Raw genomic sequence first — 22,813 nt, 5'->3', positions numbered from 1 at the left:
ATATCTCCTATTTTTAGGCGACATTTGTTAACTTAGTGTTATCATAATGATGTATTATAAATAGGATAACGATTTCTATTTTTTCAGCTTAATAAATTAAGATCTATCTTAATATAATGTGTAAGTCATTAAGAATGTAGTCAGTATTTATTTAATTAAGTAATTAAAACAGAAATAAGTGGTGTATTTAACATGTCATAAATACGTAGTTTACTTATTATGTTAATCAGCATGGATGTTGAATTAAGCTATCAGATTAGAGAATTTATTTATTGAATACTCAATATATTAGCCAGTTAGCGTGAAACAGTGGCTTTTATTACGTATCTGTAGCAATTAAGGATAAAACAGATAAAAAGGGGTAAAAGTGGGTGTTAATGTCAGAAAGTACACACTAATAGGACTAATCATTGTATTAGCTATTCTTTCATTTATTATATGGAGGTGGGTATTTCCCCAGCCTCAATACGCTCATGTCGTTTCGGCTACACCTATTAAATCGACCGTTTTTGTGACAGAAGAGTATTGTCATCGAATTGGCTTACCGACACCTTTTACACCAGAAAAATTGTCACGATTTCACCCAGCAGAACAAGAGTGTCGAGTGTTTTATATGATTGAAGCACTCAATAACAGCAATATTGCTAATTTCCCTTATCCTCAATTTAAAGAGTGCATCCCGATTTATCGACAAGAGCGTAGAATCGTTGGTTACGATGTACTTTATACTATCGATGGAACACCGGGCAAAGTCCGTACCACGTTTAAACCCGGTGAAGTTATCGCGTTAGATCCTGATGGTAGGTTGATTTTAGAACAAGAACCTTATTGTTCTATGAATGAAAAAGTACCTTGCCGCAAAGAATAAACCTAACAATATAAAAAGAAAGGCGTAATAAAGTTACTTTATTACGCCTTTCTGTTAATTCGATAACCGTTAGAGTGCGGCTATTTTATGCTCATCAAATGCCTTTAACATATCATCAATAAAAGTGAGTCGTTTCTCGCGTTCAGTTAAATCAGTAATAAATTTCAGTTTTGATGGGCCATCTAAACGGAAAATAGCAGGCTGCTCTTGAAGTAAGCTGATTAAATATCCTGGATCAACCTTGTTCTTTTCACCAAACTCAATAAATCCACCTTTATCATGGGCTTCAATTCGCGTGATACCCAAGCTCATTGCGCTTAAGCGAATCGCCGCATTACGCAGTAGATAACGCCCAGCATCAGGCAATTTACCAAATCGATCAATTAACTCTGCTCTTAGATCATTAAGCTCTGTTAAGTCGATAGCACTGGCTATTCGTTTATAGAATGAAAGTCTGACATTTACATCAGGAATGTACTCATCAGGCAACAAGACTGGCATTCTTAATTCAATTTCAGTTTGTTGATTGGTGAGATCTTCAAGTGAGGGTTCTCTACCTTCTTTAAGCGCTTCTACCGCACTTTCTAGCAATTCCATATAAAGAGAGAAGCCGACGGTATTCATTTGACCGCTCTGCTCTTCACCTAATAATTCACCGGCACCTCGAATTTCGAGGTCATGAGTCGCTAATGCAAAACCTGCCCCCAAATCTTCCAGTGAAGCAATCGCTTCTAAACGTTTATGCGCATCCTTTGTCATTGCTTTAGGATGTGGTGTCAACAAATAAGCATAAGCTTGATGATGAGAACGACCTACGCGACCACGTAACTGGTGTAATTGCGCTAAACCAAAGTGATCGGCACGTTCAATAATAATGGTGTTCGCGCTTGGTATATCGATACCAGTTTCAATAATTGTGGTGCAAAGTAACACATTAAAACGTTGGTGATGGAAATCATTCATCACACGCTCAAGTTCACGTTCACGCATTTGTCCATGACCGATACCAATACGTGCTTCAGGAACAAGTTCAGCCAGTCTATCGCGTGCTTTTTCGATATTTTCAACATCGTTATACAAGTAATAAACTTGTCCGCCACGCAATGTTTCACGCAAGATAGCTTCGCGCACCACTAAGTCATCATATTCTCGTACAAAGGTTTTCACGGATAAACGACGTGCTGGTGGTGTTGCAATAATGGAAAGATCACGCATGCCACTCATTGCCATATTTAACGTACGAGGAATAGGTGTTGCTGTTAGCGTTAAAATATCGACATTTGCACGCATGGCTTTTATCCGCTCTTTGTGACGAACCCCAAAGCGGTGCTCTTCATCGACAATTAATAGCCCTAAATCTTTCCATTGGATATTAGGTTGCAGGAGTTTGTGTGTACCAATGACAATATCAACCGTTCCTTCAGCCAATTTTTCTGTAATTTGCTGTTGCTCTTTTGCGCTACGAAAACGTGAGATCATCTCAATGTTAACGGGCCAATTAGCAAAACGATCACGGAAATTATCAAAATGTTGCTGAGCCAATAAGGTGGTTGGCACTAAAATGGCGACTTGTTTATTGTTGTTCACGGCAAGAAATGCGGCACGCATTGCCACTTCTGTTTTACCAAATCCGACATCGCCACACACCAATCTATCCATTGAAATGGCTTGGCACATATCGCTAAGTACAGCATTGATAGCCATTTCTTGATCAGGTGTTGTTTCAAAAGGAAAGCTTTGGCGGAATGACTGGTACTGCTCTTTATCCATTTTAAAGGCAAAGCCTGTTTTTACTTCACGCTGAGCATAAACATCTAATAACTCTGCTGCGACATCACGCACTTTTTCGGCGGCTTTTTGGCGCGCTCTTACCCATGCATCGCCACCCAATTTATGCAGTGGGGCATTTTCATCGGCGCCACCAGAATAACGGCTGATTAAATGCAGTGATGAAACAGGTACATAAAGCTTGTCATTGCCCGCGTAGCTTAACATCAAGTATTCAGCTTTAACGCCACCCGCTTCGAGAGTGGTCATTCCTTGATAGCGACCAACACCATGCTGAAGGTGGACAACCGGTTGTCCTATGCTTAATTCAGCAAGGTTACGAATTAAAGTATCTGTATTAATAGCGCGACGATTGTCTTGGCGACGACGATTAACGCGTTCACCCAACATATCACTTTCACAGATCATGGCTAATTGACGATGGCTATCAATAAATCCATGTTCAGCCGCACCAATGATAAAGTAAAAACCTTTCTCTTGAGCATCCGATAATTCAATGATCTGCTTGGGGGCTATTTTTATCCGCGATAAAAGCTCTTGTACGGTTTCACGTCGTCCTTCACTTTCAACAGAGAAAATAACACTGCCTGAAAATTGTTCTTGGAATCGGCGTAAGTTATCTAAAGGTGATTTGCTTTGAGCGTTAATCGATAAATCAGGAAGGGGTTGATAGCCTAAATTGGTCTGCCCCGCTTTTTCTGGCAACGTTTCTGTTTTAAGTTGAATACGAGGCCACTGTTTTAACTCTTTATTAAATTTATCAACATTCAGCCAAATATCATCAGGTGGTAACAGGGGTCGCATAGGATCAACGCGACGGCTTTCAAAACGTTGATTAATGTCTTGCCAAAATTTTTCTGCAAAATCGTGTAGATCTTGCGTCACTATCAATGTGTTTTTAGGAAAATAAGCAAATAAGTGAGATAAGGGTTGTTCAAAAAACAGGGATTGCCAATATTCAATACCCGTTGGCAATATGTGTTTACTGACTTGCTGATAAATATGTTCAGGATCACGTCTTACATCAAATCGTTCACGCCATTGGCTACGGAAAATTTCGATCGCATTTGCATCTGTTGGGAATTCATGGGCAGGCAGTAAATTAATTTGATCAACTTCAGCTAATGTCCGCTGTGTATCGACATCAAAAGTACGCAGGCTATCTATTTCGTCATCGAAAAAATCAATACGATAAGGAAATTCACTTCCCATAGGAAATAAGTCTAATAATGCACCACGCGTAGCGTATTCCCCATGCTCTAATACTTGCTCGACGTGGCGATATCCCGCTCCATCTAACGTTTTACGTAAATTATCACGAGAAAGTACCTCTCCTTTTTGCATTACCAACGCATGACTTGCGAGATAATCCGTAGGGCAGACTTTCTGCATTAACGTATTGACAGGTAAGATTAAAATTCCCTTGAGAAGTGATGGAATACGGTATAGCGTAGAAAGGCGGTTTGAGATAATTTCTTGGTGCGGTGAGAAACTGTCGTATGGCAGCGTTTCCCAATCCGATAATGTCTCTACTGGATAATCACAAAACTGACGGATTTCATCTTGTAAACGCAACGCATTTTGCATATCACGAGTAACAAGAACGACTAATCCAGAGTGACGTTTGATGATCTCTGCACATTCTAGAGCACAAGCGGCACCAGTCAGTTGACCTAGCTGACGAGTATCCCCTTGTTTTATAGGAAGTTGATAACGATATTCTGAGGACATAAGCGTGTAATGTGAACTCTTTGTTGTAGTTAACTCCCAACACATCTTTAGCTTAATGGCTAAAGCTTAAACTGGCGGGCAGGTTAAGATAAAAGAAAAAACCACAGTTTGGGAATAGAGTGGTTCCATTCAGTAAGACTACCCTTTATTATCCCTGAACACTTCGCATTAGCAACAGGAACAGCACAGATTTCATGTACAATTCTGTCTCATTTTATATAGGGCTCCGTTATATGCGGGGTCGTGCGGTCGATAAATTCGGTCGCTTCGTCTCATGGCTATCCGCTTTAGGGATTATGTTAGGTGTAGCGGCACTGATCACAGTGACCTCTGTCATGAATGGCTTTGAACGTTCATTGCAAGAAAGCATTCTTGCTTATATTCCACAAGCAATCGTGACATCACCTAACGGGCAATTACCCCGAGATCCCAATATAGCTGAAAGATTACTGACGCGTGAAGGTATCATAAACGTGACGCCTTTAGTAGAAGGCGATGTTGTTTTGCAAAGTAAAGACAATATCAGCGTTGGTGTCATGCTGGGTATAGAAAAAGAGCAAGATGAACCTTTAACGAAACATATTCGTTATGGCGATTTTTCTATGTTAAAAGCGGGTGATTATGGTGTGATTTTAGGAAGTGGCCTAGCTAAACAGTTAAAAGCAAAAGAAGGTGATAATATCCGCCTTATTGTGCCAAGCGTGAGCCAATTAACGCCAATGGGGAGATTACCGAGCCAACGGTTATTTACCGTTAAAGGTATTTTCCAAAGTGGTGGTGATGCAGATGCCTCACAACTCTTAGTGAATCAGCAAGATGCAGCGCGTTTAATGCGCTATCAGCCAGGTAATATTACAGGATGGCGTCTTTTCTTTACTGATCCTCTCAATATTGAAAAATACAGTGCCCAACCTTTAGATAAAAATCTAAGTTGGAGAGATTGGCGCGAGCGTAAAGGTGAATTTTTCCAAGCGGTTAAAATGGAAAAAAATATGATGGGATTATTATTAAGCTTAATTATAGCGGTGGCAGCTTTTAATATTATTACTTCACTTTCTTTGTTGGTCATGGAAAAACAAGGTGAAGTTGCTATCTTGCAAACTATGGGCTTAAAACGCGCTCAGATTATGTCCATCTTTATGCTACAAGGTGCAGGAGCAGGTATTTTAGGGGCAGTGGCTGGTGGGCTGTTAGGCGCATTACTTTCAAGCCAATTAAACGTCATTATGCCAGCGGTAGGACTTATCCCTCAAGGTGTGGAATTGCCCGCAACACTGGAGTGGGGGCGCGTCTTTATGATTGGTTTCTCCGCTATTGTCATTTCCCTTTTATCCACTTTATACCCGTCTTGGCGGGCCGCGGCTATTCAGCCAGCAGAGGCGCTACGTTATGAGTAATTCTTCTTTGAATAAACAACCCATGGCATCAGAAAAACAAATGCAAATTAACAAAGATGGTTTATTGGATTGCCACGCCCTATGTAAACAATATCAAGATGGTTCTATTTCCACTCAAGTGCTGAAATCAGTCTCTTTTAAAATGGAGAAGGGCGATTTTCTTGCCATAGTGGGAAGTTCAGGCTCAGGAAAAAGTACCTTATTACATTTACTGGGTGGATTAGATTCACCAACATCAGGTGAAGTCTTTTTTAAAGGGCAATCACTTAATAAATTAACCTCTTCTGAAAAGGCTGATCTACGTAATAGCCAATTGGGTTTTATTTATCAATTTCATCATTTATTACCTGATTTTACCGCACTTGAAAATGTTGCTATGCCACTGATGATTGGTGGCACGAGCGCTTCAGTTGCGAAAGAAAAAGCGATGTCTTTACTTGAAGCGGTTGGGTTAAAAGGTCGCGCTCATCACCGTCCTTCAGAGCTTTCTGGTGGTGAGAGACAACGTGTTGCGATTGCGAGAGCATTAGTGAACGATCCTGCATTAGTCCTTGCTGATGAACCAACGGGTAATCTTGATCAGAAAAATGCAGAAGGGATTTTTGAATTGTTGATTAAGTTGAACAGAGAAAAACAAACCGCTTTTCTGGTCGTAACGCATGATTTATCACTGGCTGCTCGTTTTCAGCGCCAACTTGAAATGAAAGATGGTCAACTACAGTCACAAAACGCAATTTCAGGAGTGAAATAATGGCGCAATTGCCACTTGCATTAGTGACCGCATTACGTTTTTCAAGAGGGCGAAAACGTGCGGGAATGGTTTCTTTAATTTCAGTTATTTCAACACTGGGTATTATGCTTGGTGTTGCTGTCTTAATTATTGGCTTAAGTGCTATGAATGGGTTTGAACGTGAATTAAAAAATCGCATTTTATCTGTGGTGCCTCACGGACAAATTTATTCAGTAGAACAGCCATTTGTACAATGGCAATCAGCATTACCTCGTATTGAAAATACCCAAGGTGTTGTCGCTGCGGCTCCTTATATTTTACTTACGGGATTGTTAGAAAAAGGAACAGAGTTAAAGGCAGTACAAGTGATGGGGGTTTCACCTGAAAAACAAGGTGATATCAGCTTATTACCTCGATATGTACAAAACAATGCATGGCAAAATTTTAAGGCTGGTAAGCAACAAATTATTATTGGGCAAGGTGTTGCAGATGCATTAAAAATTAAACAGGGTGATTGGTTAACGGTATTAATCCCGAATAATGATGATCCAACTAAGCTATTACAGCCTAAACGTATTCGCCTACAAGTCAGTGGTATCTTTAAATTAAGTGGGATGCTCGATCACCAATTAGCCTTAATTCCTTTAGCCGATGCTCAACACTATATGGATTATGGGCAAGGCATTACAGGGATTGAAGTGAAAACAGTAGATCCTTTTTTCGCGAATGAAATTATTCATAATGCAGGTTTAAATAGCAAAGAATATGTTTATGCCAAAAGTTGGATAAGCGACTATGGCTATATGTATAGCGATATTCAGATGATCCGTAGCATTATGTATTTATCGATGATCTTAGTGATTGGTGTAGCGTGTTTTAATATTGTCTCAACACTGATTATGGCAGTAAGAGATAAAAGTAGTGATATTGCTATTTTACGAACGCTAGGCGCACGAGATAGCCATATTCGGAATATCTTTTTATGGTATGGCTTATTATCAGGCATGATTGGCTGTGTTGCTGGTGTAATATTTGGTGTATTGGTTGCTTATAATTTAACGCCATTAGTGTCTGTTATTGAATCATTAACGGGACATAGTGTGTTGTCTGGCGATGTTTATTTCGTCGATTTCCTCCCTTCTGAAGTGCATTTAATTGACGTTTTCTCTGTATTTATCACCACTGTGATCTTAAGCCTGATAGCGAGTTGGTATCCGGCACGTCGAGCCACTAAACTAGATCCTGCAAGAATTTTAAGTGGACAATAAGTTTATTGACATACAAAGAAGAAAAAATGCTTAAACTAATGAAGATAAGAAACGCGATATTTAAACTTGAAAACCAAGGATTGTAATGATGAAACTTAAACTTCGTCATCGTCGGCTTAGGAAGTTTCGTAAAATTAAGAATTTGCGTAGACAACATTCACGTTGTCGCTATTTTCATCTAACCCATAAAACGGAACATGAAATGAATTTACCCAAAGTTGTTGTATTAACAGGGGCTGGCATTTCGGCTGAATCAGGAATTAAAACATTCCGATCAGAAGATGGATTGTGGGAAGAACATCGCGTTGAAGATGTTGCAACACCTGAAGGTTATCAACGCAATCCCCAATTGGTTCAGCAGTTTTACAATGAACGTCGTCGCCAATTGCAACAACCCTCTATTCAACCTAATGAAGCGCATTATGCATTAGCGAAACTAGAACAATGTTTAGGTAAAGAAAATTTTTTACTGGTGACGCAAAATATTGATAACCTGCATGAAAAAGCAGGCAGTAAACATATTTTGCATATGCATGGCGAATTGCTGAAAGTGCGTTGTCCTCAATCTCGTCAAGTATTTGAGTGGAAGGGGAACTTAGAAACAACCGATCGTTGTCATTGTTGTCAATTCCCATCACCACTACGCCCGCATATTGTTTGGTTTGGTGAAATGCCTATTGGTATGGAAGAGATTTATCGTGCTTTGGCGGAGGCGGATATTTTTATCTCTATCGGTACATCTGGAAATGTTTATCCAGCTGCGGGTTTTGTCCACGAAGCTCGGTTAACAGGCGCTCATACCGTAGAGTTAAATCTTGAACCCAGTTTGGTTGAAAGCCAATTTGAAGAGAAACATTATGGTCCTGCAAGTCAGGTCGTTGATGAATATGTTCATAAATTGTTTGAATTAATTAATGATCCTAAAGCTGATTTGACGCAATAATTATTTTATAGAGTTCCCTATTATTGTTCTTAGAGAGATCTTAGGGGGCAAAATGGATAAATTATTAGAACGTTTTTTTGAATATATTAATTTTGATACACAATCAAAACCTTCTTCAAAAATGTCACCAAGCAGTGATGGACAATTAAAACTTGCTAAGGCATTGGCTCAAGAATTAAAAAAACTGGGTTTTTCCGATGTAACGCTCAGTGACAAAGGATGTGTAATGGCAAGTTTACCATCCAATGTATCTTGGCCAGTGCCCGTTATTGGCTTTATTTCGCATCTTGATACATCTCCTGATTTTTCAGGAAAACATGTAAAACCACAAGTGCTTGAAGATTATCGTGGTGGTGATATTGCTTTAGGTATTGGTGATGAAGTGTTATCGCCAGTTATGTTCCCAATCTTACATTCAATGATTGGTAAAACATTAATTACTACGGATGGCAAAACATTACTGGGTGCAGACGACAAAGCGGGTATTGCTGAAATTATCACTGCGATGGTGCGCTTAAAAGAAACCAATCGACCTCATGGGGATATTCGCATCGCTTTTACGCCTGATGAAGAAATCGGGCGTGGTGCGCATTATGTAGATTTAAAAGCATTCGGCGCAAGCTGGGCGTATACCGTTGATGGTGGTGGTGTTGGCGAATTGGAATATGAAAACTTCAATGCTGCATCGGTGAATATCAAAATTGTCGGTAACAATGTTCACCCAGGCAGTGCAAAAGGGGTGATGGTTAATGCATTAGGATTAGCAACACGCATCCATCAAGAACTCCCTGTTGATGAAACTCCAGAAAATACTGATGGCTATGAAGGTTTTTACCATCTGCAAAGTATCAAAGGCTCGGTAGAAAGAGCGGAAATGCATTATATTATCCGTGATTTTAATCGTAACTTATTTGAAAAGCGTAAACAGAATATGATTGCGATTGCAGAGAAAGTGGGTAAGGGCCTGCACCCTGATTGCTATATTGAGCTAACGATTGATGATAGCTATTACAATATGCATGATAAAGTTGTTCAATTCCCTCATATCATTGAAATAGCCAAACAAGCCATGATTGATTGTGATATTGAGCCAAATATCAAGCCTATTCGTGGTGGAACAGACGGCGCTCAACTTTCTTACCGTGGATTACCTTGCCCTAATATTTTTACAGGGGGGTATAATTTCCATGGTAAGCATGAATTTATCTCTTTAGAAGGCATGGAAGCGGCGGTGAGTGTGATTATGCGCATTGCTGAAATAACGGCTGAAAGAGAAAAGACTAAAGTGATTAGCTAATCGCTTATTGAGCTTCGAAAATAAAAATAATAGCCGATATTTCGGCTATTATTTTTTTAATAATGGCTAAATGGATTTTTCTGGGCGATTTTTATTTTCAGCTAAATGGTATTTGATCCACCGATGATATCAATGCAATAAAAAACTCATTTTAGCTTAGAGGGAATTGATGACATAAAATAGGATAACTGGCTGGAAAATAGACGGAATGTTAATGGGGAAGTTTACTTAATTAAAAATAGAATAATTTTATAATAATAGGCTTACATATTATTTACTCTTAAACTTTTAATATAGGCTTAATATTAATAACTCCTTGATAAATTGAATTTACTGGATTTCCTTTATAATTATAGTGAAATAAACAAATATAATATAAGGATATTGAATGGAAACCATAACAGGAAAATTATTAAAACCTGTAATAGAAGATCAACTCAGGTCTTATAAAAATAAAGTGATAAAAAAATCTGAGCAGCAATCGTTTATGATTATTTTTAGCTATTTTTTAATAACTTTTTTAATCTCATTTTCTCTTTATGCAACAAATAGCAAACATACGTTATTACTCTTTTTCTTACAAAGTACTTTTTTTGTCGCAATTCCTTTCTTCTTTCATAATACAAGAGTGCTTTTAAAAGAATCAATAAGTTATTTAATTCGTTAGATTTTAAAATAAGATATATTTTTAATATTTCTAATAATAAAAAGCCCTGCCATAAATATGGCAAGGCTTTGTAACTTATAATTGAAAATTAGTGATAATTAATCTTCAAAATACCAATAACCTTGGTTAACTAAGTGTGTTAATAAACGCACAAATTTCGGATCAGCTAGTGCATCACCTAAGTGTTGTTTATCAATATAATCATATTGGCAAAGTGCATCTGCTGCTTCAATATGATCAGTATCGATTAATTCGCCATTTACAAAACAGTTATCACCAACACGCAGTGCGCGAAGGCCATTTAAACGATGAAGTTGCTCGCCTTGTTGCAGCAAATCATGAATTTCCGCATTTTCATACAAAGGCTCTGGAACTGCGAGATCAAGTTCATGACGAGATTGAGAAATAAATTCACCAAACCAATGACGGAATACTTCTGGTTGAGCAAGTAAATCTTCCATCATGTCATGTAGCTTATTTAACTCTTGATGCTGCACTAATGCTGGGTTTTCACGCGGTGTGAGATCAGGATCGCTATAACGATAGCTACCTAAATCATTTGCTAGCACATAGTCAGCGAAACCACTGAAAAGTTCACGAGCATTCGGCGATCTGAAACCAACAGAGTAGTTTAGCGATTCTTCAATCGCATAGCCTTCATGTGGGAATCCTGGTGGGATATAAAGAATATCGCCCGGTTCTAACTCTTCATCAATAATTGCTTCAAAAGGATCAACTTGAAGCAGATCAGGGTGAGGGCAGTGTTGTTTCATTGGGATTTTTTCCCCCACACGCCAACGACGACGACCTTGTCCCTGAATAATAAAGACATCATATTGATCAAGATGTGGGCCTACACCACCACCGGGAACAGAATAAGAGATCATTAAATCATCAATACGCCAATCGGGTAACACACGAAATGGCTTCATTAATGCCGCACTAGGAAAATGCCAGTGATCGACGGCTTGTACAAGTAAAGACCAATCTTTATCACCAAGACCTTCAAAGTGCTCGAAAGGCCCGTGTTTGACTCCCCACTGTCCGTCTTGACAGCTAACAAGACGGCTATCGACTTCATCTTCCATTGCAAGACCAGCAAGTTCGTCAGGAGATAAAGGATCAACAAAACGAGAGAAGCCGTTTTTAATTAATAAAGGGCGTTTTTGCCAATGGCTTTCGAGGAATGATTGCCAATCTAAATTAAGTTTATAGTCCATTGTGTATATCCTGAATTCGGGAAGCCTGAAGCCATAGTATAATGAATTTTAACTTCCTGCTAAACATTCCTTTGAGCAATGTGAGTAATAGCGAGTCACACGATAATAACTGAACAGATATCATACATAATGCCGTATATTTAGCGGTAATTTAAAAAAAGAAAGAGGCTTTTTATTAACAATGATTATTCACGCTCAGTAGTAAGTTGCTGCTCTGCAAAGGTTACAGTGATACGAGCTCCCCCTAAAGGACTATCGGTAATCGTAATTTCACCACTGTATTGTTCAATAATATCTGCCGCGATAGATAATCCTAAACCTTGTCCAGGACGCAGAGCATCTGCTCTTATTCCTCGTTGGAAAATGGCCTCTCTTTTTTCAGGACTAACGCCCGGACCATCATCATCAACAATAATTATTACACTACTTTCATTATTGCTAACATTGATTTCAACAAATTCTAAGCAGTATTTACAGGCATTATCAAGAATATTGCCCATCACTTCCATAAAATCATTTTTCTCACCTAACCACATGATTTCAGGCGAAACATTGAGTGTTAAATCAACGCCTTTTGACTGGTAAACTTTACTTAATGCACTGCAAAGATTATCTAGCAATCCTGAGAGTGAATGGAGTTTTCGCGTGGTAATATCGTGATCACCATGGATGGACGCTCGGTGCAGGTAATAACCGACTTGTTGTGAGATGCGTTCTATTTGATCGAGCATGATAGGTTCAGCTTGCTCTATCGCCATCGGTTTGCCTGAACGTAAAGAGCGTAATGTTGATTGCAACACGGCAAGTGGTGTTTTTAAACTGTGGGTAAGATCAGATAAACTTGTGCGATATTTACTGTAACGACTGCGTTCATTTCGCAATAACACATTTAAATTTCGGACTAAGCCTTTTAACTCGGTTGGCGGGTTTTCATCCAAATCATTGCGAGTCCCTTTTTCTAATGCACTGATTTGTTCAATAACTTGTTTTATGGGCCTTAAACTCCAATGTGCAGCCAACCAAATTAAAGGAACAACCAAAAATAGATTTGCAAGAATGATATATAAGAACCAATCCCAAACTTGACTGACTTTTTGCATACGTTGAGGAATAGGATCGATAACCGCGATCGCCATATAAGGCATATTATCCGCTGCAGGATAATGATTAATTACAACTGAGTGAGTTAAAAACTCATCACTGGAGTATTCCTCAAGGCGTTTAAGATAAACACGATATTGCGGTAACTGCTTTAACATCAGCCGTGTTGTTTTGATATCAACGGAGATCTCAAATAAGCCTTCTTCATGGCGCCATTTATGTTTAATACTATCCGGAATAGCTTTGGGTAAATCGGGAGGCGTCCATAAGACACTGCCTTTATCATCAAAAATGATCACCAGTGAGGTGTTATTATTATGAAGGTTTATGGGAAACTCAATATTCAGCTTGCCCTTATCCCACTGCGCTAAACTGTAGTAAAGATTGCTTTGACTACGCATCAGCATGAAAGTGGTTTTATCTACACTAACAATCGAACCGACAATGGCAACTAACCCATAAGAGAGCGTAAGTGCCAAAATTATGGCACTAGTTGCAAGTAAAAAACGCGTTCGTAATGAGAGTGGAGAGCGTTGCTTTTTTTGCATATTAAGGTTTCATATCAAAACGGTAGCCTTGTCCACGTACTGTAACCACCACGTCATCAGGGTATTTTTCTAAGATTTTTTTACGTAAGCGGCCCATTAGTACATCAATAGTGTGACTTTCTTTTAATTCAGCATCTGGATACAACTGACGCATTAATGCATCTTTGCTAACAACTTTATTTTGATTGCGCATCAAGGTTTCTAAAATTGTATATTCAAACGCGGTTAACTTAATTTGCTCTCCTGAAATCATGAACTCTTTACGTGACAAATCCAATTCAAAAGGTTCAATAGCGAGGGTTTGTGATGCAATTCCCATATTTCTTCGCATTAATGCCTGAATACGTGCAACAATTTCCTCAAAATGAAAGGGCTTTGTCACATAGTCATCAGCACCCGCATTTAACGCTGAAACTTTTTCTTGCCAACTTTCTCGTGCTGTTAAGACCATTATTGGTAGGGTAATATTATTTTCTCGCCATCTACGAATAAGGCTAATGCCATCTTCATCTGGCAACCCTAAGTCCACAATGGCAACATCAGGTGTACCTTCTGCAATAAAACTATCTGCTTCTTTGGCATCTTCTGCTGCATCAACCTGATGTCCTGCATCACGAAATTGCACAGATAAGTGATGGCGAAGTAAGATATTATCTTCAATAATTAAGATCCGCATTATTCCACCTTGAGTACAATCAGCAAAAATTCACTGTTGTAAAATAAATATAGGAAATGATAGTCAACCTATCAGATAAAAATATGGGCTCATCATAGACAATCTATCGCTTAAAAAACACTGTATCTAGCAAAGTGTTTAGGTTATAGATAGTTTTCTTTGTGTTTGAGTGATAAAAAAAGGCAGATGTTATCTGCCTTTTTAGAGAGGTAAATTAGTTTAATTTATCAACAAGTTGAGTTGCAAAACCAATATAACTTTCAGGTTTCATTGCTTTTAAGCGTGTTTTTTCATCTTCCGGTAGTTCTAAACCATCAATGAAAACGGCCATATCTTGTTCTGTGATGCGTTTACCGCGAGTCAGCTCTTTTAGTTTTTCGTAAGGTTTTTCAATGCCATAACGACGCATTACAGTTTGAATCGGCTCTGCTAATACTTCCCAGTTGCAGTCTAATTCTTCACGAAGATGGTTCTCATTCACTTCAAGTTTATTAAGGCCTTTCATGGTTGATTGATAAGCAATCAGCGCATAACCCATACCAACACCTAAATTACGCAGTACCGTTGAGTCTGTTAAGTCACGTTGCCAGCGAGAAACAGGTAATTTGCTAGAAAGATGTCCCATAACTGCATTTGCTAACCCTAAGTTTCCTTCAGAGTTTTCAAAATCAATAGGGTTTACTTTATGAGGCATAGTTGATGAACCAATTTCACCCGCAATAGTTTTTTGTTTAAAGTGATTCAGTGCTACGTAACCCCAAATATCACGGTCGAAATCGATCAAGATAGTATTGAAGCGGCTAATACAATCAAAAAGCTCCGCAATATAATCGTGTGGTTCGATTTGAGTTGTGTATGGGTTCCATGTAATACCCAATGAAGTGACAAACTCTTCACTAAATTGATGCCAGTTTACTTCAGGATATGCCGCTAAGTGGGCATTATAGTTACCCACTGCACCATTGATTTTACCTAAGATCTCAACTTGTGTTAGTTGACGATATTGGCGTTCCATACGGTAGGCAACGTTAGCAAACTCTTTACCAATTGTAGATGGTGTCGCAGGTTGACCATGAGTACGAGAAAGCAGTGGTAAATCACGGTATTCTTGCGCCATTTTACTAATGGTATCAATAAGTTCACGCCATGCGGGTAATAAGATCTCTTGGCGTGCTGTTTCCAGCATGATGGCATGAGACAGGTTATTAATATCTTCAGAAGTACAAGCAAAGTGAATAAATTCAGAAACCTGATGTAAAGCAGGGATGGTCGCCACTTTTTCTTTTAAGAAATATTCTACGGCTTTTACATCATGGTTAGTGGTGCGTTCGATAGTTTTAATACGAGCTGCATCTTCTTCATTGAAGTTAGCAACAATCGCATCAAGGTAATCGTTTGCGTTTTTTTCAAAGGCTGGAACTTCTTTAATGTCGGCGCAAGATGCCAGCTTTTGTAGCCAGCGAACTTCTACCTGTACACGGAATTTCAGAAGACCGAATTCACTAAAAATAGAGCGTAATGACGAAGTTTTACTACCGTAACGACCGTCAATCGGTGAAATCGCTGTCAGCGAAGATAATTCCATTGTTGGCAACTCCCAGGTTGAATTTAAAGTATTAACATTGAGCGAGAAAATCATCAGCTTGTCGCAGGATAGTCTTTTGATGCAGTAAAAAATCAAAACGACGACCACCTACTTGACGCCAGAGCACAGCACTACGAATGCCAGTTAATAACAACGCTCTAACTTTAGCTTGGATAATAGGGTTCTTTAACAAATCAATTGAGCCGTGAACCTGAATGCGAGGGCCAACAGGGCTAACTGCATCAACATAAACGCCCGCAAGTGCATTAAATACACCTTCAGACATGGGTTCAAAGTAACTTTTTTGGCGCTCCAATTGAGAAATTTTTTGCGATAAACGAGAGCTGTAATCATCATTTCTATTGATAAGACGCTCTAGATTGATTAAACCTTGCTGGTAAGTCATCAATTCAAGCGTTAATTTTTCTCTTCTTACCGCTTGATGAATGGCCTTCAGTGTTTGAAAGCCTAATTTTAAGTGGCTGACTTGATTGCCATAAACATCTAATGTTGAAGTTGGATTGAGATTAAAAACACTGTTAACCATCACTTCAACATCGCTCTCGTTCGCACTACCTTGGTAAGCAATTTGTTGAACAAGACGACTTGCTTGGCAGATGCCTGCCAATGCAAGTGTTATATCACGAAAATCTTTAGCCACATCTACTCCTGAATACGGGTTTCAATGATACCGCCACCTAAACAGACTTCGTCTTGATAAAAGACGGCTGATTGTCCCGGAGTCACTGCTGCAACAGGATAATCAAAGCGGACTTCAATTTTATCTTCACCTAATGGTGTTACTGTACACGCAATATCAGGTTGGCGATATCGTGTTTTAACAGTACAGCGGAAAGCTTCAGTAATAGGTTCTCTCGATACCCAATGTAACTGCTGAGCAATTAAACCGACAGACATTAATCTTGGATGTTCATGGCCTTGAGCGACAACAAGAATGTTGTTCTCAACATCTTTATCAACGACATACCAAGGATCTTCTCCGCCATCTTTTGTACCACCAATACCTAAGCCTTTACGCTGACCTAATGTGTGATACATCAAGCCTTGGTGTTCACCAATGGTTTCACCATCAACAGTCACGATAGCGCCGGGCTTTGCAGGTAAATAGCGCGATAAGAAATCGGTAAATTTACGTTCACCGATAAAACAAATACCTGTTGAATCTTTTTTCTTTGCTGTCGCTAACTCAAGTTTTTCAGCAATTTTTCTGACTTCAGGTTTTTCCATTTCGCCAACAGGGAAAAGGCTTTGTGCAATTTGCTCGTGACTTAATGTGTATAAGAAATAGCTTTGGTCTTTGTTATTATCAACACCGCGAAGTAATTGACTTTTGCCATCAATATCACGACGGCGAACGTAGTGACCAGTAGCAATATAATCAGCACCTAAATCTTCAGCTGCATATTCTAAAAATGCTTTAAATTTTATTTCTTTATTACACAGAATATCTGGGTTTGGGGTGCGGCCCGCTTTATATTCGGATAAAAAGTGTTCAAAAACATTATCCCAATATTCAGCAGCAAAATTGATGGTATAAAGCTCAATGCCAAGTTTATCGCACACAGCTTGCGCATCGGCAAGATCGGTAGAGGCTGAGCAATATTCTGTATCGTCGTCTTCTTCCCAGTTCTTCATAAACAGACCAACGACCTGATATCCCTGTTCCTTAAGAAGATAGGCTGAGACGGATGAATCTACGCCACCGGACATTCCTACGATGACTTTTTTTTGGCTGTTATCTGACATGACTGGATCTCACTGCGGAAAAATAAGCGCCATACTTTACCATATCACAGAGACAGGTGCATCAAGTCTTGCTCTGTTTTTAATGCCTTGTTTTTCTTTCGTCATCATTTAATGGAAAGGATCGCCAAAACTGCTTAAAAGAGATAAGGGATAGCGTTGACCTTGTTGATAACAAAGTAGACTTTCTCTTACCAACGGTGAGCGTAATTGCTGGCTATGCATAATTTCATCGGCGCTAACCCAGTGACAACAATCAATATCGCTATCTTGAGGTTGAGTTTCCAATTGTTCTTGCGCTTCAATAAGAAAAAGAAAACGTAGAAAAGGCGTTTTATCTGGGGCAATCCATTGATGTAATTTAAGAAAATACTGAACGGGAAGTGTTAATCCAGTCTCTTCCCATAATTCGCGTTGAACCGCTTGAATCAGTGTTTCATTGGCTTCAAGGTGTCCAGCTGGTTGATTCCAAGTTGCTTTTCCATTGACCGTTTCTTCAACAACGAGAAACTTATTTTTTGCATGAACGATACAAGCGACAGTCACATTAGGTTTAAACAAAATCAATCTCCTTCCATTCACCGGGTAATAAATTATCCAATGTAATATTTCCCATACTAAAGCGGATCAAACGCAATGTTGGATAACCGATATGTGCCGTCATTCGTCTCACTTGACGGTTTTTACCTTCAAATAACGTTATTTTTAACCAAGTTGTCGGGATAGTTTGACGTTCTCTAATTGGCGGATTTCGCGCCCATAACCATTCAGGTTGTTCAACTATTTCGACTTGTGCAGGTAATGTTTTGCCATCTTTAAGCGCTAATCCATCTCTAAATTGTTGTAATGAGATATCGCTTGGGCTCCCTTCAACCTGAGCATAGTAGATTTTTCCTGTTTTTTTACCCGGTTGTGTTAATTTTGCTTGTAGCTTTCCATCATTTGTTAAGACTAAAAGTCCTTCACTGTCTCTATCTAAACGTCCAGCAGCATAAATATCACGAACAGGAATAAAATCTTTTAGTGTTTTTCTGCCATTTTCGTCTGTAAATTGAACAAGAACATCGAAGGGCTTGTTGAAGATAACGACTTTACGCTCACCTCTTGGGCGCACGGGTTTTCTTTGTGCTGATGGCGTGTGATGTTTTCTCGATTTAGCGCTATTTTTAAGTTGATTTGCCATAGTTAATTTTTGTAAAAAATGGGAGATTGATTATACCTTAAAAGAGAAGCGATTGGCGTTAGCTGAATAATCAAGTAGTATTGACAGGTCTCTTACAAAAAATTAACAAAGCATGCGCTTACATGAAAGGAGAGGTAAATGGAAAGCAAAGTAGTTGTTCCGGCTAATGGCGCTAAAATTACACTAGATGCTAAAGGTAAGCTTGTTGTTCCAAATAATCCGGTTATCCCTTATATCGAAGGGGACGGTATCGGTATCGATGTTACGCCAGCAATGTTAAAAGTTGTTGATGCTGCAGTTGAAAAAGCTTACGGCAAAGAACGTAAGATTGAGTGGATGGAAGTCTACACCGGCGAAAAATCAACACAGGTTTATGGTAAAGATGTTTGGCTACCAGAAGAAACCTTAGATCTTATCCGTGAATATCGTGTTTCTATTAAAGGTCCTCTTACTACCCCAGTTGGCGGTGGTATCCGTTCATTAAACGTTGCATTACGTCAACAACTAGACCTCTATATTTGCCTACGTCCAGTACGTTATTACAAAGGTACTCCAAGCCCAGTTAAACAACCTGAACTAACTGATATGGTTATCTTCCGTGAAAACTCAGAAGATATCTATGCAGGTATTGAGTGGAAAGCAGGCTCAGCAGAAGCAGATAAAGTGATTAAATTCCTGCAAAATGAAATGGGTGTAACCAAGATCCGCTTCCCACAAGATTGCGGTATTGGCATTAAACCTTGTTCAGAAGAAGGAACTAAACGTTTAGTTCGTGCGGCAATTGAATACGCTATCGATAACGACCGTGATTCAGTTACATTGGTACACAAAGGTAATATTATGAAATTTACCGAAGGTGCCTTTAAAGACTGGGGCTACGAGTTAGCTCGCGAAGAGTTCGGTGGCGAATTATTAGATGGTGGCCCTTGGGTTAAAATCAAGAATCCAAAATCAGGTAAAGAAATCATCGTTAAAGATGTTATCGCTGATGCGTTCTTGCAACAAATCCTATTACGTCCAGCAGAGTATGATGTAATCGCATGTATGAACCTAAATGGTGACTATATTTCTGATGCATTAGCAGCTCAAGTGGGGGGTATTGGTATCGCTCCAGGTGCAAATATTGGTGATGAGTGTGCTTTATTTGAGGCAACACACGGTACAGCACCTAAATATGCAGGCCAAGATAAAGTTAACCCTGGTTCTATCATTCTTTCCGCTGAGATGATGCTACGCCACATGGGTTGGACAGAAGCTGCTGACTTAATCATTAAAGGTATGGAAGGCGCGATTGCCGCTAAAACTGTCACTTATGATTTCGAGCGTCAATTAGAAGGCGCTAAACTGCTAAAATGTAGCGAGTTTGGTGACGCGATTATCAAACACATGTAATTGTTGATTTGATAAATAGTTAACGGGAGCTTATTAGTTCCCGTTTTTTATTGTCAATTTTGAAACGGTTATCAAAAAGTTATCAAAACGAATTATCAAAACTAGCTAAAACCTCTAAATTTATATGAGTTATTTTAGGTGAAAATGAGCCAATTATCCTTGATAAGGAGAGCGAATGTTAATTTATAATTTTTTATGGAGAGAGGATATATATCTATTTACGAAAGATTGGATATAAAAATTACTCTAATTCAAGTATGGCTTTATTGATAGATAATACATAGTTGATCACAGGTATTGGATATATATCTGGTATAATACATAAAAAGTATCTCCTGCCTGAAGGGATTTTCTTATGTCGTATGTCAGTATTAATGATTTCAAATTACTAAATATTAAATACCAAAAATATTTTGACCTTTTCAGTAAAACAAATGCATTCACTAATCCTGTTATTGATACTAAACTTCAACAAAGATTTGGTTTTTACCTGTTTATGCTTGAGTCTCTTTGTAATGAAAAAGATATTGATAAGATAAGTAATTATATTACTGATACAGAATATAATACTTATTTAACAGGTGATCGTTATGATGACCATGGTATTGATGCATTTTTCATTGATGAGGAAAATAAAGAGATAAAATTATTCAACTTTAAATTTCGTGAAAAATTTAAATCAGATCAAAAGCAAAGTTTTAATGAAGCTTTTATTTCTACTAAACTAGTCAATTGTATAATGAACGAAAGCATAACTGGTTTAGATGGAAAGCTTAAATTATATGTTCAATCTGTCAATGAAATGCTTAATGGTAACGATGTTTGGAAGCTTTCGCTTTATATGATCAGTAATGAAATGGTTCCGATAGAGCATGACGAGAGTGCCATCCAGCAACTAAAAAGTTTTTATGACATGGAAGTGATATCGATATGTTTGCCTCATATTGCTAGTATTATGTCAATAAGACCGGCTCCTATTAATGCTGAATTGATAATCGATAATGATGCATTAATGTCCTACTCTGAAAGCTCAATATCGACATCAAAATCATATGTTGTTCGATTGAACGCTGCTGATGTGATAAGGATTACATGTAGAAATGTTGATCTACGTTTAGAGCATAATTGTGAGAGTATTGAACAGTTAGCTGAAGAAAAGATAGATTTTAGTGTACTGTTTGATAACGTAAGGGGTTTAGTTCAGCGATCACGATATAATGGAGGAATAGCCAAAACCCTTCGAGAGGAACCAGGGAAGTTCTTCATGTATAATAATGGCTTAACCATTGTTGCTAATGATATTAAAGCATATCCTGTAAATGGAAATAGAAAAGTTAGAATTAGTCTTACAGGCATTCAGGTACTGAATGGAGGTCAGACACTTAGGACTTTTCATGATTTTAATGCTACAGATAAATCCCACATTACGGAGTTTCTTTCAAAAAGCGAAATTCTTGTGCGAATTTTTAATGCTTCGAGTAGTGAAACTGCAAATAAAATAGCTGAGTATACAAATAGCCAAAATTCCATTTCAAACGTGGATCTTAAATCATTAAGCACATTGCAAATACAGTTGGAACAGCTACTAGATGCCCACGATATTATCTATTCTAGAAAAAGTGGCGATACTGGAATGGATGATAAAAAAGAATACCGTTATAAAATTAGCATGGAGCAGTTTGGCCAGATACTTTTTGCTATACAAGGATTCCCAGAGAAATCATCAAATCAAAAGCAACATATTTTTGGCAAGTATTACGATGAAATTTTTAGTGAAGCAAACTTTAATTTATCCGAGGCTCCCGAAATAATCGATTGTTACTTTAATGTTAAAAAAGCATATTCATTATCAACTGATAGTATCCAAAAAATAGAACAGAAAATTTTCTATATACTTTATATGCATAAAATTCGAAGTGATTTAAACTACGAACAATGTATTAATCTCTTAGAAAAAGCACTTAAGAGTTTTGATACGACTAATGTTAATCTAACAGATGCTCGTAAAATGATTCAAGTGCGCTTTAAGGATCATCTAAATTCGATTCTTCATTCAGAAGATTAACTAGGATATTCTCTTCTGAAAAATAAGGTTCGCTTCATAATTAAGCAGCAGATGATATTAGACCTTAGCAAGGTTGATATCATCTATAGTTTTACTGCGAAATCACTTTTCTAAAATAATTGAAATGAAACAGAAAAGTTGAAAAATTTAAAATAAAGAAATATGGTCTAGTCAGTATATTATGCTATATCTAGCATAATATACTGACATTCTTGTTTAATACACATAGAGTTTATTTATATCACTACTTTGATCCAATCTTTCCCTCGATCATCATGGTATTTATCTGTTTGAATTTGGTTCTTATGACCGAGTAAATCTTTAGTGTTTATACCTTGTGCTCGATATAACCTTTCAGATAAAGAACGCTGTTCATGAAATGTTGCAGGCGTTCCTTCTCCCCAATCAATATCTGTTTTATTTCTCGCCTTTTTAAAGTTAGTCGTTAGCGTATTTGCAGTAACTTGATCACCACGTTTAGATTGTGAAGTGGTATGAAAGTAATGAATTGTCCACTTCCCCTAAAATAAGACAGCTATAATTAGATTTTCTGCCCTTTAATTTGCAGAGGTCATGATGAAAAAAGTCCG

At 38.2% G+C, this 22,813-nt stretch carries 18 protein-coding genes and 1 pseudogene; 9 read left to right on the top strand and 10 right to left on the bottom strand.

Going from position 1 to position 22,813, the window contains the following annotated elements; translation table 11 throughout:
- The first annotated feature begins 367 nt into the window (after window positions 1-367).
- Window positions 368-868 carry a flagellar biogenesis regulator UmoD gene (gene umoD / locus B6258_RS16445; RefSeq protein WP_099076173.1) on the top strand — a complete coding sequence of 167 codons (501 nt, stop codon included), beginning with the start codon at window positions 368-370 and terminating at the stop codon, window positions 866-868.
- Window positions 869-937: 69 nt separating this feature from the next.
- Here the strand turns inward: umoD and mfd are convergent, their stop codons facing one another.
- Entirely contained in the window at window positions 938-4,387 is a 3,450-nt protein-coding gene (gene mfd / locus B6258_RS16440) for a transcription-repair coupling factor (RefSeq protein ID WP_099076172.1), read from the bottom strand.
- A 194-nt stretch (window positions 4,388-4,581) separates the two neighbouring features.
- Between mfd and lolC the strand changes: the two genes are divergently transcribed.
- The 6 genes from lolC (at window position 4,582) to B6258_RS16410 (ending at window position 10,689) form a co-directional block, all read left to right on the top strand.
- On the top strand, window positions 4,582-5,784 hold the full coding sequence (lolC, locus tag B6258_RS16435; RefSeq protein ID WP_099076171.1) for a lipoprotein-releasing ABC transporter permease subunit LolC: 1,203 nt from the start codon (window positions 4,582-4,584) through the stop codon (window positions 5,782-5,784).
- 40 nt (window positions 5,785-5,824) lie between these two features.
- Window positions 5,825-6,535: a lipoprotein-releasing ABC transporter ATP-binding protein LolD gene (gene lolD / locus B6258_RS16430; protein WP_420820601.1), complete on the top strand. Its 711-nt coding sequence runs from the start codon at window positions 5,825-5,827 to the stop codon at window positions 6,533-6,535.
- Window positions 6,535-7,782 (top strand): lipoprotein-releasing ABC transporter permease subunit LolE, encoded by a 1,248-nt coding sequence (lolE, locus tag B6258_RS16425; RefSeq protein ID WP_099076170.1) that lies wholly within the window; start codon window positions 6,535-6,537, stop codon window positions 7,780-7,782. The genes lolD and lolE overlap by 1 nt, the downstream gene beginning before the upstream one ends.
- Window positions 7,783-7,867: 85 nt before the next feature.
- The gene (cobB, locus tag B6258_RS16420) at window positions 7,868-8,725 is read left to right on the top strand and encodes a Sir2 family NAD+-dependent deacetylase (RefSeq protein ID WP_099076169.1); all 858 of its coding nucleotides are present in this window, start codon (window positions 7,868-7,870) and stop codon (window positions 8,723-8,725) included.
- Window positions 8,726-8,777: 52 nt separating this feature from the next.
- Entirely contained in the window at window positions 8,778-10,022 is a 1,245-nt protein-coding gene (gene pepT, locus B6258_RS16415; RefSeq protein WP_099076168.1) for a peptidase T, read from the top strand.
- 388 nt (window positions 10,023-10,410) lie between these two features.
- The gene (locus B6258_RS16410; RefSeq protein WP_099076167.1) at window positions 10,411-10,689 is read left to right on the top strand and encodes a hypothetical protein; all 279 of its coding nucleotides are present in this window, start codon (window positions 10,411-10,413) and stop codon (window positions 10,687-10,689) included.
- A 98-nt stretch (window positions 10,690-10,787) separates the two neighbouring features.
- On the opposite strand, the gene B6258_RS16405 is transcribed toward B6258_RS16410, so the two are convergent.
- From B6258_RS16405 to rluE, 8 genes are all read right to left on the bottom strand, one after another.
- Window positions 10,788-11,909, bottom strand: a complete 1,122-nt coding sequence (locus tag B6258_RS16405) for a ribosomal protein uL16 3-hydroxylase (RefSeq protein WP_099076166.1) — start codon at window positions 11,907-11,909, stop codon at window positions 10,788-10,790.
- A 185-nt stretch (window positions 11,910-12,094) separates the two neighbouring features.
- The gene (gene phoQ / locus B6258_RS16400) at window positions 12,095-13,558 is read right to left on the bottom strand and encodes a two-component system sensor histidine kinase PhoQ (protein ID WP_099076165.1); all 1,464 of its coding nucleotides are present in this window, start codon (window positions 13,556-13,558) and stop codon (window positions 12,095-12,097) included.
- A 1-nt stretch (window position 13,559) separates the two neighbouring features.
- A complete protein-coding gene (gene phoP, locus B6258_RS16395) occupies window positions 13,560-14,234 on the bottom strand; it encodes a two-component system response regulator PhoP (protein ID WP_075672656.1) in 675 nt (224 codons plus the stop codon).
- 214 nt (window positions 14,235-14,448) lie between these two features.
- Entirely contained in the window at window positions 14,449-15,819 is a 1,371-nt protein-coding gene (gene purB / locus B6258_RS16390; RefSeq protein WP_099076164.1) for an adenylosuccinate lyase, read from the bottom strand.
- A gap of 31 nt (window positions 15,820-15,850) precedes the next feature.
- A complete protein-coding gene (hflD, locus tag B6258_RS16385) occupies window positions 15,851-16,480 on the bottom strand; it encodes a high frequency lysogenization protein HflD (RefSeq protein ID WP_099076163.1) in 630 nt (209 codons plus the stop codon).
- 2 nt (window positions 16,481-16,482) lie between these two features.
- The gene (gene mnmA / locus B6258_RS16380) at window positions 16,483-17,586 is read right to left on the bottom strand and encodes a tRNA 2-thiouridine(34) synthase MnmA (protein WP_099076162.1); all 1,104 of its coding nucleotides are present in this window, start codon (window positions 17,584-17,586) and stop codon (window positions 16,483-16,485) included.
- Between the two features lie 108 nt (window positions 17,587-17,694).
- Window positions 17,695-18,144: an NUDIX hydrolase gene (locus B6258_RS16375; protein ID WP_099076161.1), complete on the bottom strand. Its 450-nt coding sequence runs from the start codon at window positions 18,142-18,144 to the stop codon at window positions 17,695-17,697.
- Window positions 18,137-18,766 carry a 23S rRNA pseudouridine(2457) synthase RluE gene (gene rluE / locus B6258_RS16370; RefSeq protein ID WP_099076160.1) on the bottom strand — a complete coding sequence of 210 codons (630 nt, stop codon included), beginning with the start codon at window positions 18,764-18,766 and terminating at the stop codon, window positions 18,137-18,139. Before rluE ends, B6258_RS16375 begins: the two co-directional genes overlap by 8 nt.
- A 138-nt stretch (window positions 18,767-18,904) precedes the next feature.
- On the opposite strand from rluE, the gene icd reads away from it, so the two are divergent.
- Both icd and B6258_RS16360 read left to right on the top strand, forming a co-directional pair.
- On the top strand, window positions 18,905-20,158 hold the full coding sequence (gene icd, locus B6258_RS16365; protein WP_006537208.1) for an NADP-dependent isocitrate dehydrogenase: 1,254 nt from the start codon (window positions 18,905-18,907) through the stop codon (window positions 20,156-20,158).
- Window positions 20,159-20,513: 355 nt separating this feature from the next.
- Window positions 20,514-22,223 carry an AIPR family protein gene (locus B6258_RS16360; RefSeq protein ID WP_099076159.1) on the top strand — a complete coding sequence of 570 codons (1,710 nt, stop codon included), beginning with the start codon at window positions 20,514-20,516 and terminating at the stop codon, window positions 22,221-22,223.
- 236 nt (window positions 22,224-22,459) lie between these two features.
- On the opposite strand, the pseudogene B6258_RS16355 reads toward B6258_RS16360, so the two are convergent.
- A pseudogene (locus tag B6258_RS16355) lies at window positions 22,460-22,729 on the bottom strand (tyrosine-type recombinase/integrase); the annotation flags it as partial.
- Between the last annotated feature and the right edge of the window lie 84 nt (window positions 22,730-22,813).

The organism is Proteus alimentorum (assembly GCF_002607735.1).
GTDB lineage: Bacteria > Pseudomonadota > Gammaproteobacteria > Enterobacterales > Enterobacteriaceae > Proteus > Proteus alimentorum.
Note: the sequence above shows the minus strand (reverse complement) of the source record. Positions and strands in the feature narration are given on the sequence as shown.